This window comes from Trichocoleus sp. DQ-A2 (assembly GCF_039961915.1).
Classification (GTDB): domain Bacteria; phylum Cyanobacteriota; class Cyanobacteriia; order Cyanobacteriales; family FACHB-T130; genus FACHB-T130.
Map to the genome: position 1 here is coordinate 17,429 of NZ_JAMPKD010000037.1, position 14,533 is coordinate 31,961.

Sequence of the window (14,533 nt, forward strand, 5' to 3'; positions counted from 1 at the left end):
CAGCGTTCGTATCGATTTTGGGGTAGTGCCCAAAATGTAATGATAGAGAAGAAGAGTTGCTTGCTGATGTTTTTCGCTTATGCCCGTCTGTTCCCTGAAGTGCATCTACTCAAACCGTCAAAAATGGTCGCATCCACAACGGTAAACAACGGTTCAAATGTCATGACTGTGGACGACAGTTCGTCGAACATCCGACCAAAAAAGTGATTGACCAAGCCACACGGGAATTGATTGACCGATTGCTATTAGAACGGATTTCGCTTGCCGGAATTGCTCGTGCAGCCCAGGTTTCTGAACAATGGCTGCAAACCTATGTCAACGAGAAATATGCCGGGGTGCCTCGAAGTGTGCAGGTGCCTGCTAAAAAAAGGGGAGGCTAACACTTCAATGTGATGAGTTGTGGTCATTCGTGGACAACAAAGGAAACAAGCAATGGGTCTGGTTAGCTCTCGATACGGATACCCGCGAAATTGTTGGCGTTTATATTGGCGCACGGGATGAAGCAGCCGCACGCAAATTGTGGCAATCCTTACCGCCTGTTTATCGCCAATGCGCCATCGCTTACACCGATTTTTGGGCAGCCTATGGGGCAGTTCTACGCCCGCAAGCGGCACCCTTGCAGTGGGCAAAGAGACTGGCAAAACGAGCTACCGAAGAGCGATTCAACAACACCTTGAGACAACGGGTGTCTCGGTTGGTGCGAAAAACCTTGTCTTTCTCCAAATCGTTAGAAAATCATATCGGTGCAATCTGGTATTTTATCCATCATTACAATGCATCATTACTTATTTAGCACTACCAACATTAGACCTCTTGCAAATTAACTTAAGCAAGCCCATTGAGAACGCTCATAATTGTACAAAGCAGCAATGAGATTGCACCGTAATCCAAAGCGTCTGCGCCGATTGCGGTAACGTTCAGCCAAAATTCTGAAAATCTTCCAGCAGCGATTGACGTGCTCAATTACCACCCGTTCACGAGCCAGTTGGCGATTGTAGGCTTTCTGTTGTACTGTCAGTCATCCCCCCTTCGGTTTCTTGTAGGGTAGGCGACTGCTGGGATGGATCTTTTGCATTCCCCGGTAGTCTTTATCCTGCAAGCTTTCAATTTGGGGATGAAAGTAGAATCCCCGATGCTCGAAACAGCTTAACGCTCTTCTGTCACACTGTATCTTCTGCGTGCAAGCAGTGGTTTTTCCGCTTGGACTTCTGTAGAAAGACCGCGCAGAATGTACCAAGTGCAAACAAACTTATTGTAGCTGTCGGTTCTGGTACAGATGCAATTGATGTAATGCCAATTGGACGCTGAAGATTACTGTTAGTTGAGACAAAGACTGCACCTTGATTACCTGCCGAAGGTTGAGCATTCCCTGTTACGCTGTCATATCGTAGAATCGCTCCATAATCGTTTTTGGTAAAGTCAAAACCAACAGTAAAGAGGGTATTTCCAATGAAAGTCAGATTGCCAATAAAGTTATTGCTAAAACCTCCAGGGATTGAAGTATAGTCAGTTGGAATGGTCGCTTTTAATGCTCCTGAATTAATGTCATAAGCCCGAAGTCCATTTGCAAAGTCAGTTGCGAACAAATCTCCCTTGGGGCTAAGTGCTAAACCCAAAAAACTGACGAAGTTAAAACTGTTGGGAAGTGGAGTAGCTGAATCTACTAGAACAGTAGACTGTTTTGTTTTAATGTCATAACTCAATATTTGACTGGGAAGTCCCTGGCTAAAGTCAGGAACAAACTCTCCAGGTGAAATGATGCCATCTGTGTTAGCATCACCAGCTATAGCAACGCTACCCTGAGTGGAAACGAGCAACTTACCATCAGGTGTAAATAACAAATCATTCGGGCCATTTAAACCACCGGGCAATCCATTTCCTGAAGCAAAGACATCTACAAATGCACCTGTTGTAGCGTTATAGCGCAAGATTGTGTCTGTAAGAAAGCTACTCACGTAAAGATAGCCATCAGGTCCAAATACTATCCCATAGGGACGAGTTAGATTTCCCCCTGAAGCAAATACATCGATAAATGCACCTGTCTTGCCGTTGTAGCGCAATATCTGTCCTGTAGAACTACTACCACTGCTGATATAGAGATTTCCATCAGGACCAAATACTAAATCATCTGGGTTAGATAAGCCACCACTACCAGGGGCAATAAAATCACCCAAAAACTTTCCTGTCTTATCGTCATAACGCACTACATTGTTGGTTTTAGTATTACCAATTAATAAGGCAGCATCTGCTCCAGAAGCTCCAAGGTCTAAAATGGCAGCGGTACTTAAAGTAATTAAAGCTGACAGGTTCAGTAGCTTGATGAATGGTTTAAATGTAAAAGTTTTAGTTTTCATAAGGCTCCTCCCATAGATTTAGGCTTGTATCTGTTAGACAAAAAATACCTCAAATTTGTCAGTGAAAGCGTAGCTTTACGCAATATTTACCGTATTTTTGCGTAAGCTTCACAGGAGGATGTTATTAATTGAAATTTACATACTGACGTAAGGTGGAGGATCACCCTTCATTACAGTAAACGGATTGTGGAGCGAGTAGGGATGAAGTGGAACTGAAATCAACGAGCTATCAGAAAGCTAGGGAGTGCTTAATGTTACCGCAAAACGCACTGGCGAGCGGAGTGATGGTGAAGAGGAATTTTGATTCGGTGACACTTGCGATCGCATCCGGTACATGAATGTGTTTTCACAGGTCGTGTAGTCTGTCAATTTGCTTCTAGATAACTCTCCTTGCGATCGCTCTTAAATACTATTTACAACCTGACGCTCCTATATTTTGGGATATTTACTCTTAATCAGGCATTTATGTTAAGTTTATTTGCTGAATCTTACAGTTTCTTACGTTTTCGTAGGTTTAATCCTAAAGATTGATGCTAGTCAGAAGGTAGGATCAAACAATGTTCTCATGGTGAGAAATAAATTTACATCTTTCTGATAACCCGGTTTATCCCATTTCTCACATTAAACACAGACTAGCTATCGAAGCTGAACCAGGAGAACAATCCGATCGTTGTCTCCGGAGTTCACAAAAGTAGAAATTGCCGTAGTACATAAGCGATCGCGCAACGTACTGGAGGTAATCGCCAAGCGATAGACAGCTACCACAATAGGTTGCTGGCTATCGCTTGGCAGGCTTTGCGTTTCAAAGTTTGTATGGATGAGCAAATCGAAATCAATTTAGCTTTGCATTTGCGTTTGACTTAGAGATTAACAAATGACTATTCACAACAAACCTGTTATGCCTAAAGCCAGCACATCCTATGTGCTGATGCTGGCGCTGGTAGCTGCGATTGGCGGCTTTTTATTTGGTTTTGATACTGCCGTAATTAATGGTGCGGTAGCCGCTTTAGGAAAAGATTTTCAAGCCGGTAGTGTGGCAACGGGATTCGCTGTTTCCTCCGCACTTTTGGGTTCGGCGGTGGGAGCCTTCTTTGCCGGACAGATCGCCGATCGTTACGGGCGGGTAAAAACGATGATCGTCGCATCTATTCTGTTTTTGATCAGCGCCGTGGGTTCTGGTATTGCCTTTAATATTTGGGATTTCATGGTTTGGCGATTGGTGGGCGGGGTAGCAGTTGGTGCTGCGAGCGTTATCGCCCCCGCCTACATTGCTGAAGTCTCCCCTGCACACCTGCGCGGACGCCTGGGTTCTCTGCAACAACTTGCGATCGTGACCGGGATCTTCATCGCCTTGCTGTGCGACTACTTCATCGCTGTCGCTGCGGGTTCCGCCGAAGCGCCCTTCTGGTTCGGGATACCTGCTTGGCGTTGGATGTTCTGGACTGAGATCCCACCTGCCATTGCCTATGGAATAGGCGCACTGAGGATTCCAGAATCACCCCGCTACTTGGTGGCTCAAGGACGGGACGCAGAAGCGGCTTCGGTTTTGGCAAAGGTTTTGGGTGGAGATGTTGAGGCTAAAGTACAGGAGATTCGGCAGACGGTATCGCGGGAGCGCAAACCTCAACTGTCCGATCTTATGGGTCGGCATGGCTTACTCACGATAGTCTGGGTTGGTATTGGGTTATCTATTCTGCAACAGTTGGTAGGAATTAACGTGATTTTCTACTACAGCAGCGTCCTGTGGCAGGCGGTAGGCTTTTCCGAGAAGGATTCGCTGTGGATTACGGTGATTACCAGTATCACCAATATTGTGACAACGCTAGTCGCGATCGCTTTCGTGGACAAGTTTGGACGCAAACCTCTGCTGATCCTGGGTTCTCTGGGCATGACGCTGACTCTGGGAACGCTGGCGGCAACCTTTGGCAGTGCGCCCCTAGATGCCGCGGGGAACCCCTCCCTAACCGGAAACTCTGGCATCATTGCCTTGCTAGCTGCTAACCTCTACGTCTTCTGCTTCGGCTTCTCTTGGGGACCCGTCGTTTGGGTGATGCTAGGGGAGATGTTTAACAATCGGATTCGCGGGGCGGCACTATCCGTCGCTGCTGCGGCTCAGTGGATTGCCAACTTTGCGGTGTCCACGACCTTTCCCCCTCTCAAGGATGTGGGTTTAGGCTTTGCCTATGGCTTGTATGCAACTGCTGCGGCGATTTCCTTGTTCTTCGTGCTGCTGCTGATCAAAGAAACCAAGGGTAAAGAACTAGAGGAAATGGTGTAGTATCGACTTTCACAGCAGGATCTTTGGTTATCGGCGGTAATTGAGCAGAGTGCGATCGCGCTAAGTTTTAACCAGTATCCTTGCACCGCCCTATTGAGTAGAATTTGCCCCCAGTTGCAGCGCATAGAGATTGGCATAGACACCTTGTTGAGCGATGAGTTCTGCGTGAGTACCTCGTTCCACAATTTGTCCTTGCTGAATCACTAACACTTGATCGGCTTGCGTTACTGTACTGAGGCGGTGGGCAATCACAAAGCTGGTGCGACTTTGGAGTAGACGCGCGATCGCATCCTGCACCAGCGCTTCTGTGCGAGTATCAATACTACTGGTAGCTTCATCCAGAATCAAAATTCGAGGGTCAATTAATACAGCACGGGCAATACTTACCAGCTGGCGCTGTCCTTGGCTCAGAGGCGCACCCCGTTCTCCCAATTGAGTCGCGTATCCTTGCGGCAAGGAAATGATAAATTCATGCACATTGGCTAATTGCGCCGCTGCTTCAATATCGGCTTGCGTAGCGTGGGGACAGCCGAAAGCAATATTTTCTGCAACTGTACCGCTGAACAAAATATTGTCTTGTAAAACAATGCCAATTTGACGGCGCAAACTCGCCTGCGTCACGCTCCGCACATCAATCCCATCAATTTTAACTGCGCCGCCAGACACATCGTAGAAGCGCAGAATTAAGTTAATAATCGTACTTTTACCCGCTCCAGTTGGTCCCACCAATGCAATCATCTGTCCCGGTTGAGCGTGCAGATTCACCCCTTTGAGTACGAGTTGAGTAGGGGTATAGCCAAATGTCACCGCTTCAAATCGCACCTCACCCTGAATAGGCGGCATCTCAGTCGCATTCGGTGCATCATTCAGTTGGGAAGGTTCATCTAACAGCAGAAAAATCCGCTCCAAACCTGCCATCGCAGATTGAGCTTGGGTGTAAAACTGGCTGAGAATTTGGATAGGGCGAAAGAACTGCTGAACGTAGAGTAAAAAGGAAGTCACCACCCCCACAGTTGCGGCTCCTGTTACCGCCAGATAGCCTCCATACGCCAGCACTGCGGCGGTAGCTAATGTATTGAGAAAGTCAATCGACGGCAAAAATGCAGCCGTAATTGCCACTGCTTCAACGTTGGCATCGCGATTGGCTGCGTTGACAACATCAAACTCTTCAATATTGAGTTGGATGCGATTAAATGCTTGTGCTTCCCGGACACTGCTGATCCCTTCTTCTAGCTTGGCGGAAAGATCGCCGATTGTCTGCCGCGTGACGCGAAATCTCGCTCTTGCCCAGCGGGAAAACAAGCCAGTCGTGAAAATCATCAACGGCACCGCTAAATTGCTCAGCAAACCAAGTTTCAGATCGATTGAGAGCATGGCAATAATAATGCCAATTAAGCTGAACGTGTTGCCCAACATTTGGGCAATCGTCTGTCCAAACGCTTGATTCACTGTATTCACATCATTCAGCAAGCGGCTCATCAAATCACCCGCTTCGCTGCGATCGAAAAAGCTGATCGGAAGGCTTTGGATTTTAATAAAAATATCTTGCCGCAGTTGAGCCAGTACGCGCTGCACGATCGAACCCACGCGCATAATCTGTCCTCGAATTGCCCAAACACCGAGGATGTAGATCAGTCCCAGTACCCCCAACATCAATAACAATCCCCGCAGATTTCCCCGCGTAATCAGATTGTCAATAGACCAACCAATCAAGAAGGGGCCAATGGATTGCGTTGCAGCCCCAATCGCCACTAAGGTTAAGGCAATGGGAATTTCTTTCCGATAGGGTCGGAGATATCGTAAAAAGCGCCGCAGGGTTGAGAGTTGGTGAGTTGCTTTTTGCTCGGATGCGACAACGGGACCTGGGACTCTCATGCTTTTTTCCCAACTTATTTTTTCACTTCGCTATCGTATCGTCTGGAAGGACTCTCTCAAACCTACATCCGTCATAGCTCACTGTTTGTTATGGCATAATTTGACATTATGTAGGCTGTGAGGCTTGGAGGAATTCTTATGACCTGGTGGCTATAGTACAGTCAGCGAGTATTTTTGCAAGTTAATCCGTCAGGATCGAGCACGAAAAGCGAAGGAACGGCTGGAATCAGTTCTACTGGAAGGGTTAGAGTTCGCTCCGGCAACACCAATGACAGACCAATACTGGGAGAATGTGCCTCAAGCAATACGCGATCGCATTTCTCAGCGAAATTAAGAGCTTACAGATAGTTGAAGTCACAAATGCAATATTGACGAAGGATTTGTGAGATCAAAGCACCCTTTTAGCTTATCGTATGACAGACCTTGCTTCAAAGGACAGCCCTGACTTACTTTCTGTAGCTCAAACAGCTTTGCTGCTATGCGTAACTCGTCAGCGAGTTCACGACCTGATTAAGAATGGTCAGATTGTAGCTCACAAACTTGGGCGTTACTACTACATAGAAGCTGCTGAAGTAGAGAGATATAAGAATCAACCTATGGGGAAACCCTATCAGCCACGGAGTACAACTTCTGAACCAAACTCTATTGACAAAGGACAATAGAGTTTGTAGGCTCAAGCTATACTAATGTACTAAAGGTTAGATAAATGCTTCCTTTTCAACTGATTGCAACTGATGTTGCAACTCAACAAGAATTACAACAGGTTTACATTAGTGAGCATGGCATCCTCTATCAAGGAGACTGCCTTAAACTTCTGTCAGCATTGCCTAATGAGTCTGTAAATCTTGTATTTGCCGATCCACCCTTTAATCTTGGAAAAGAATACGGTGAAGGAGTAAGCGATCGGATGGAGTTAGACAAATATCTAGTCTGGTCGCAACAGTGGCTGGGGGAGAGCATCCGAGTACTTAAACCTGGTGGAAGTTTATTTGTATTCAACCTACCTAAATGGTGCATAGAGTATGGTGCATACCTCAATCAGAAAGGAATGTGGTTTCGGCATTGGATTGCTTGCAGAATGCCGAAAGCTTTTCCTCGTGGTAAAAAGATGTCTCCCGCTCACTACGGATTACTCTATTACACTAAAGGAGAACCAGCAGTCTTCAACAAAGTTTACACACCCATTCAAGTTTGTCGGCATTGTGGCGGAGAAATTCGTGACTATGGCGGACATCGAAAAAAGCTCAATGAAAAAGGCATCAACTTAATGGATGTCTGGGATATGCCAGAGGATGTTTGGGAGGATGCCCCTGAGCCTGATTCTAGTGAAGTTTTATGGACATTAACCGAGGAAATGTGGACTGATATTCCACCAGTTCGGCATCGTCGGCATAAAAAACGAATCCCCAACGAACTGGCTCCCATTATGTTAGAACGGATTATTGCAATGGCATCTAATCCCGGTGAGATTGTGGTTGATCCATTTGGAGGTTCTGGTACTACATTTTACGCAGCAGAAAAACTACACCGTTACTGGATTGGTTCAGAAATTGGGGATACAGAGCCAGCAGTAGAACGATTGACTGATTTGGTTAATGGAATTATAGAGGAATGGGAATCAGCAAGGGGAAGCAAGAAATTGAAGCAACGCAAAACTATTGCATCACAACTGCCAATTCCTTACTCTACATAGCTTCCGTGCAGAACGATTCAGACTAATGCACGACCATCTGTTCCTTTGGTAATCGTTGGTACGTTGTTATCTACTCGATCGTGTTCAATTACAAAGATTGCTAGAAAACCTTCTTCTATCCTGACTGCCCGCCAAACATCAAAGTATGGCTCCAACTCTTCATAGTTGCCAATCCGATCGGTTAGGTAAGGATAGAGTTTTCTACTTGGGAGTACCAAAACAGTTCCTAGAAAAACACCACGTAGCAATCCAAGAACCATTTTATTGACTGCTCGATGGCTTGAGGAGATATTACCCGTTTCCCACTCAAGAGCAAAAAGGTGGTTGTCAATGACTTTTGTGGCATCTACCTTTCCTGGCGAGCGGGTTGCATAGTTAATTGAAGTTTCTAGCCTCCATCCGTATCTGTCCCTCAACGCGATCGTGCAAGCTTGTTTAATTGGCTTAACGCCATTACCATGCTTAGTTGGATTGATTGTAAAGCTTGATGTACCAGGAGGATGAACGATTAGAGAGACAGCATCACGAATTTCAGCGCGAATGATAGACCAATCGCTTGATTCTTCAAAACTGCCAACGCTGATTAAGGAAACCTCTTGAACAATCTTCATCCTGACTACTCATATAACTTTGTTACGCAAGAGTAGTACAGTTCTGCCTATTTGGTCGGAGAATTAAGCTGAGTTCCTGCATTGTCCCACAGACAACCCGAACAAGGTGACATTCAAATTATCTTGAGACTAAATTGCTCCACTTTCAATCTTTCGCTTCACCTGGGACTCCAAAATTGCCCCATAAAGGGGACTATTTTGCATCAACTCTTCATGGGTTCCTTGCGCTACCAATCGTCCTTTATCCATCAACAAAATCCGATCGGCATTCCGCACGGTACTAATGCGTTGAGCGATCGCAAAGGTCGTGCAAGCTTTTTGGCGCATCAGGCGATCGAGTTCCTCCTGAATCTGGGCAGCGGTTCTGGCATCTACGGCAGAAGTGCTGTCATCAAGGATGAGAATGCTGTAATCTGTCAGCAATGTGCGAGCGATGGCGATCCGTTGCTTTTGTCCGCCCGATAAGCCTACACCCCGTTCTCCAACTATCGTTTCGTAACCATCGGGCAAGCTGGTAATAAAGTCATGCATTTGCGTAGCTTTTGCGACTTCAATGACTTGCTCCAAGCCTGCATCAGGCTTAGCATAAGCAATATTCTCGCGGATGGTGCCAGAGAACAGCGTGGTTTCCTGAAATACGATGCCAATATGCGATCGCAAGCTTGTCAGGGTGAAGTCCCGCACATCTCGTCCATCGATGCGAACTGACCCCGCCGTAACATCATAGAAGCGCGGAATCAGGTTGATAATGGTGCTTTTCCCGGAACCAGTCATCCCCAGAATGGCGATGAGTTCTTTCGGTTTAGTTTCAAAAGAAACACCTTTCAGGGCTTCTGTGGTGGCTCCTGGATAGCGAAACGAGACATTTTCAAATGTAATTCGACCGCCGCAAGTTTCAAAGGGGACAGCACCAGGGCGATTGCGAATTTCAATCTCTGCATCCACTACTTCATAGACTCGTTCGGCAGATGCTGCCGCTTGCGCGATCGCGGGAGCCGCAAATCCTATTAATAAAACGGGTTGAAGAATCAACAGCAAGTAAGAGTTAAACGCTACCAATTCTCCAATTGAAAACCGATTTTCAATGACCTCTGCACCGCCATAACCGATGACAACGACTGTCACCAAGTTACTGAGCAAAAAGATGAACGGAAAAGTATCGCGGATGGCGCGAATGGTCTTCATGTTGGTCACAATCAACGCATCATTCAGCGTCGTGTAACGCTTTGCTTCTGCTGATTCTCGGACAAACGCTTTTACCACTCGCACGCCCAGCAGGTTCTCTTGCAATACAGTATTCAGATTACCGAGTTGCTCCTGAACTTGCCCGAACAACCGGCTATTTTTGGTGAGAAATTGCGCCAACAACCATCCTGAGATTGGCACGACTGTTAGCGTAATCAGCGCCAGTTGCCAGTTCATTAACAGCAGGATTGTGGCAATGCTTAGAAGCGTGATGACTGCACCGATCACCTGCATCAGACTTGTACTCAGGAACGTGCGGATTTGCTCAATATCGCTCGTGACGCGAGTTAGCAGTTGCGAAGTCTGGGATTGGTCGTGGTAGCTGAAACTGAGGTTTTGAATCTTGCTGAAAATCTTGTTCCGCAGATCGTAGGCAACCCCTTGAGATGCGGTTTCTGCCCAAAAGCTTTGTCCAAAGTTAAACAACCCACGCGCGATCGCAGCAACGACCATCCATCCAGCGCTGTAAAACACAATTTGGAGGTTTCGCTGGGCAATCCCTTCATCGATTCCCCAGCGAAACAGTTGGGGAGTGACGGCATAAGCAGCCGTTAAAAGCAAGGAACTGAGCAACGCCCCTATCGAGATCCAACGGTAGGCGCTTAAACTTCCCAGCACCCGCTGAAGCGGCTGCATCGATGACTTGTTTTGGAGTTCTGATTGCTGAACCAATAGAATTTACCCTTCTGTATTTAGAAAAGTCTCTCCTGACTAAGATTAACTAAGATTCGATGGAAAAAAGCTGCAATCCTCAAGGACAAGCTGCTTTGCATAACCGTCGCCTCACGCCTCACTACAAGTCGCGATCGCATCTTGCACCAAGCCGTAAGCCGTCACAATAGAATTCTGGGGCGATCGCATTTCCAGCTTTAAAAGCGCAGACTCACCGAAAATCAAGGATTTTATAACCTGCGTAGCCAGGTTTTGTTTGTGTGCTTGCGATCGCTGTGCGGTTTCAACCACCAGGTTGCAAGATGTGAGGAAACCCACCCACGCCAATACCTCATCTACCCACCTCATCGAAGTCACTGGAAATCTATAGCAATTCTCGTTTGGGTGCCATACATCTATAGCGGCATAGCAATTAAAAAGCCTCTATCGAGCGTTAGAACCGCCATCTACTCCACCTAACTGAAAAATGCTGTATATGCGATCGCAATCTTTCCCGGTCGTCCCACGCTCAAAGCATTACACTGAGTAACTTAAACTCTGGCGATCGCTTTCACTTTCCCTAATTTCTCGGAGATAAAAGCTTTATATATTCTTCATTTTTTTATAAATCAGTGATTATACGGTGAACATTTATGATTTCAAAAATGTACTGTGTAGTGAGATGTATCAAAAATCTAAAATTTGGTTTCGGTGAATACCATATTTAAGGTTATAAATGTAACCTTGCATCGGTTGATTTGAAAGGGAAGTAGTCCTCTATATCTCCAAAATGCCAGATATGGTTCTGCCATATTACTTGGTAAGTAATTTGCCAACTTTTAACCCTTGAGCAGCATCTATGAAACTCAATTGCAAGCTTGCCCTCTACTCCTTTCTAGCTCGGTTCGGACTGCTTAAGAAAAGCTATACCGCCAAAATTATGTTGGTGGCATTTTTAGGCACTCACGTACCACTTTTAACCTTATTGATAACTTTCGTTATTTCAAACTCTTATTCCTGGGAAATGACAGTGCGAGTGCTGGTGATTGCTCTGTTGGCTACATTAGTGGGTACAGCAGCTACTCTGTATGCACTACGCCACCTCCTCGCCCCAGTCATTTTGACATCTGCTGCATTACAAGACTATTTGAATACCAAAAAGTTACCCGAACTGCCTACAGAATTTGCCGATGAAGCAGGCACATTAATGGCAGATACCTCACAAACTCTTCATAAGTTAGATGAATTAATTCACTACATCAGCAACTACGATGGACTGACTGGATTACCTAATCGGGATTTATTCTGCGATCGCTTGCATCAGATAGTATCCCAATCTGAAAACGACCAGCGGCTGGTAGCAGTGCTTTTGTTGGGTATCGACGATTTCACTGATATGAGTCATACATTGGATCGGGAAACCTTAAATTTGCTGTTAAGAGCAGTTGCCCAACGTTTGACAACCTGTATGGGTCAAACAGAGATTCTGGCTCATGTGAGTGGAGATGAATTTGCGATCGCGCTAACGGAAATTCCCTGCTTTGAGAGCGCGATCAAGCTATCCCAGTTGCTAGTAAGTACGCTGGCAAAACCCTTCTTTTTAGAGGGAAACTCGATTCGGATTACCGCCAGTATTGGTATCGCAATTAATGACCTAGAAGATCCCAATGGTGTGGATAAACTGTTGCAACAGGCTCGTCTGGCGCTATATCAGGCGAAACAACAAGGACGTAGCCAATATCAGTTCTATTCGCCAGAAGTGAATGCTCAGTTGCAGGAACGACTGGTATTAGAAAATGAATTACATGGAGCGGTTGAGCGCAACGAAATGGTGGTTTACTACCAACCCTTAATTGATTTGCATACCAGAAAAATCACGGCAATGGAAGCCCTGGTTCGCTGGCAGCACCCGACGCTAGGGTTGGTTTCTCCAGCTAAGTTTATTCCCATTGCAGAAGCAAATGGTTCGATCGTGCAAATTGGGGAATGGGTTTTGCGAACTGCTTGCGCCCAAACTCGTGCTTGGCAGCTTGCCGGATTCCCTCCAATTCGGATATCGGTAAATCTGTCAGCTCGACAGTTTGAACAACCAAATCTAGTCGAAGTCGTCAACCAAACCCTTGAGGAAACCGGGTTAAAAGCATCTTACCTAGAACTGGAAGTGACTGAAAGCCTCCTCATGGGAGACGTTCAGCGATCTGTTAACACTTTAGAGCAATTACGAAACCTGGGTATCTTGCTGGCTTTGGATGATTTTGGCACCGGCTATTCCTCTCTGAACTACTTGAAGCGCTTTCCCGTTACCATGCTCAAGATCGATCGGTCATTTGTGCAGGATGTGACATCTAATCCTGATAGTGCCGCTGTAACCGATGCCATCATTGCCCTCGCAAAGAGCCTGCGGTTGAACATTACAGCAGAAGGCATAGAAACCCAAGAACAGCTTGACTACCTGCAAAGACGGGGGTGTGAAGAAGGTCAGGGGTTCTACTTTAGCCGTCCTGTCCCCGCGGATGCGATCGCCCAAATGCTCCAAGAAAGTTTTCAGCAAGCCGTAGCCTAGAGAAAATCTGGCTAGCTGTTAGACTGCCTCCTTTAATCTCTAGCGATCGCACTTGTTTCGTATTGGGTGAGTGCGATCGCTTTTGGCGTGCAACTACATCCACAACAACTCTCGATCCTCCACGCCTTCTTCCGGCGCAGAGCGATCGGGAGCCTTCGGTTTGGCTCTGATGAATTCCTATGCAAATAAACAAGACTTTTGGTTGCATTGCAGAAGCTGCTCCATCTTTCTGATGGAATCTTTGTGCGCCTGCGGCTTTTTGTGTCGATGAACTACGCGATCGATATTGATACACTAAGCATGTAGGGATGAGTTCACCCCATGCCAGAAGCCAAACCTAGAGCGATCGCCAATGAAGACGATCTCATCCAAATCTTCGAGCGATCGCCAATTCTCACAAGTCAAAAGGCAGGTTGGAATAACATTTTCCTTGGACATTTCCGCACACCTGCCTATGAAGCTCCTGAAGTTTCCAGTCTCTTTTGGCATAGTCTTCTCATTTTCCCAAAAACCGAGGCTCCAATTCAGGCACGGCGAACCCTAGACGGAAAAATTCGGCATGAGCAAGTCGTTGAAGGGGATATAGTCATTACTCCTGCCCAAGTTAGTCATCGTTCTTGTTGGAATACAGAACATGACTTTATCGTTATGGCTATTGCTTCTGATGTTTTCGCTCGTGCTATTGACGAATCGGCTGAGTCTTCTAACGTTGAGCTATTGCCTCAGTTCGCCATATCTGACGGGCTAGTTCTGCAAATTGGGCTGGCACTTAAGGGAGTGTTAGAAAACAATCCTAAAGGGAGTCGTCTCTATGCTGAGACGATGGCAAATGCTCTAGCGGTTCACCTATTACAAAACTACTCGGCACAGCAACCCATTCTACGTGACTATAGTGGAGGTCTTTCTAGCCGCCAATTACGGCAAGTCATTGACTACATTAACGACCATCTCGACCGAGAGTTAGGTTTAGCGGAACTGGCAGCAATCGTGCAGATGAGTCCCCATTATTTTACTCGCTTGTTTAAACAATCAACGGGCTTGACTCCGCATCAATATGTGATTCGTCATCGAGTAGAACGCGCTAAAGAATTACTCCTCAACGGAGAACTCACCATTGCTGAGGTAGCTTACAGCGTTGGTTTTGCCAACCAGAGCCATCTCAACCGTCACTTGAAACGTCTACTAGGCGTGACTCCCAGACATATTCGACAAGGATAGCAAGAACGTACAAAAAATTGGACGAATCTACAAGACGCTCTGGAG

11 protein-coding genes and 2 pseudogenes are annotated in these 14,533 nt (G+C 46.3%); 6 read left to right on the forward strand and 7 right to left on the reverse strand.

Going from position 1 to position 14,533, the window contains the following annotated elements; genetic code table 11:
- Nucleotides 1–131 precede the first annotated feature (131 nt).
- A pseudogene (locus NC997_RS25315) lies at nt 132–793 on the forward strand (IS1 family transposase).
- Nucleotides 794–820: 27 nt separating this feature from the next.
- On the opposite strand, the pseudogene NC997_RS25320 reads toward NC997_RS25315, so the two are convergent.
- The 3 genes and pseudogenes from NC997_RS25320 to NC997_RS25330 form a co-directional block, all read right to left on the reverse strand.
- Nucleotides 821–1,006 (reverse strand): annotated as a pseudogene (locus NC997_RS25320) (transposase family protein); the annotation flags it as partial.
- 154 nt (nt 1,007–1,160) lie between these two features.
- A complete protein-coding gene (locus NC997_RS25325; RefSeq protein WP_190524794.1) occupies nt 1,161–2,354 on the reverse strand; it encodes a PEP-CTERM sorting domain-containing protein in 1,194 nt (397 codons plus the stop codon).
- 636 nt (nt 2,355–2,990) lie between these two features.
- Complete coding sequence (locus tag NC997_RS25330) at nt 2,991–3,119, reverse strand: hypothetical protein (protein WP_277881784.1); 129 nt, start codon at nt 3,117–3,119, stop codon at nt 2,991–2,993.
- Nucleotides 3,120–3,228: 109 nt separating this feature from the next.
- Here NC997_RS25330 and NC997_RS25335 point away from each other — a divergent pair, with 109 nt between their 5' ends.
- Nucleotides 3,229–4,632, forward strand: a complete 1,404-nt coding sequence (locus NC997_RS25335; protein WP_190432911.1) for a sugar porter family MFS transporter — start codon at nt 3,229–3,231, stop codon at nt 4,630–4,632.
- Nucleotides 4,633–4,722: 90 nt separating this feature from the next.
- Here NC997_RS25335 and NC997_RS25340 read toward each other — a convergent pair whose 3' ends face one another.
- On the reverse strand, nt 4,723–6,507 hold the full coding sequence (locus NC997_RS25340) for an ABC transporter ATP-binding protein (RefSeq protein WP_190524795.1): 1,785 nt from the start codon (nt 6,505–6,507) through the stop codon (nt 4,723–4,725).
- A 413-nt stretch (nt 6,508–6,920) separates the two neighbouring features.
- Between NC997_RS25340 and NC997_RS25345 the strand changes: the two genes are divergently transcribed.
- Both NC997_RS25345 and NC997_RS25350 read left to right on the forward strand, forming a co-directional pair.
- Complete coding sequence (locus tag NC997_RS25345) at nt 6,921–7,169, forward strand: helix-turn-helix domain-containing protein (protein WP_190524797.1); 249 nt, start codon at nt 6,921–6,923, stop codon at nt 7,167–7,169.
- A gap of 44 nt (nt 7,170–7,213) precedes the next feature.
- On the forward strand, nt 7,214–8,200 hold the full coding sequence (locus NC997_RS25350) for a site-specific DNA-methyltransferase (protein ID WP_190524799.1): 987 nt from the start codon (nt 7,214–7,216) through the stop codon (nt 8,198–8,200).
- 17 nt (nt 8,201–8,217) lie between these two features.
- On the opposite strand, the gene NC997_RS25355 is transcribed toward NC997_RS25350, so the two are convergent.
- The 3 genes from NC997_RS25355 to NC997_RS25365 all read right to left on the reverse strand — a co-directional run bounded on the left by NC997_RS25355 (nt 8,218) and on the right by NC997_RS25365 (nt 11,076).
- Nucleotides 8,218–8,811 carry a restriction endonuclease gene (locus NC997_RS25355; protein ID WP_190524801.1) on the reverse strand — a complete coding sequence of 198 codons (594 nt, stop codon included), beginning with the start codon at nt 8,809–8,811 and terminating at the stop codon, nt 8,218–8,220.
- 129 nt (nt 8,812–8,940) lie between these two features.
- The gene (locus NC997_RS25360) at nt 8,941–10,692 is read right to left on the reverse strand and encodes an ABC transporter transmembrane domain-containing protein (protein WP_190524823.1); all 1,752 of its coding nucleotides are present in this window, start codon (nt 10,690–10,692) and stop codon (nt 8,941–8,943) included.
- 147 nt (nt 10,693–10,839) lie between these two features.
- The gene (locus tag NC997_RS25365; RefSeq protein ID WP_348257833.1) at nt 10,840–11,076 is read right to left on the reverse strand and encodes a hypothetical protein; all 237 of its coding nucleotides are present in this window, start codon (nt 11,074–11,076) and stop codon (nt 10,840–10,842) included.
- Between the two features lie 490 nt (nt 11,077–11,566).
- Between NC997_RS25365 and NC997_RS25370 the strand changes: the two genes are divergently transcribed.
- Nucleotides 11,567–13,270: a bifunctional diguanylate cyclase/phosphodiesterase gene (locus tag NC997_RS25370; protein WP_190524805.1), complete on the forward strand. Its 1,704-nt coding sequence runs from the start codon at nt 11,567–11,569 to the stop codon at nt 13,268–13,270.
- A gap of 321 nt (nt 13,271–13,591) precedes the next feature.
- Complete coding sequence (locus tag NC997_RS25375; RefSeq protein ID WP_190524806.1) at nt 13,592–14,488, forward strand: AraC family transcriptional regulator; 897 nt, start codon at nt 13,592–13,594, stop codon at nt 14,486–14,488.
- Nucleotides 14,489–14,533: the final 45 nt, after the last annotated feature.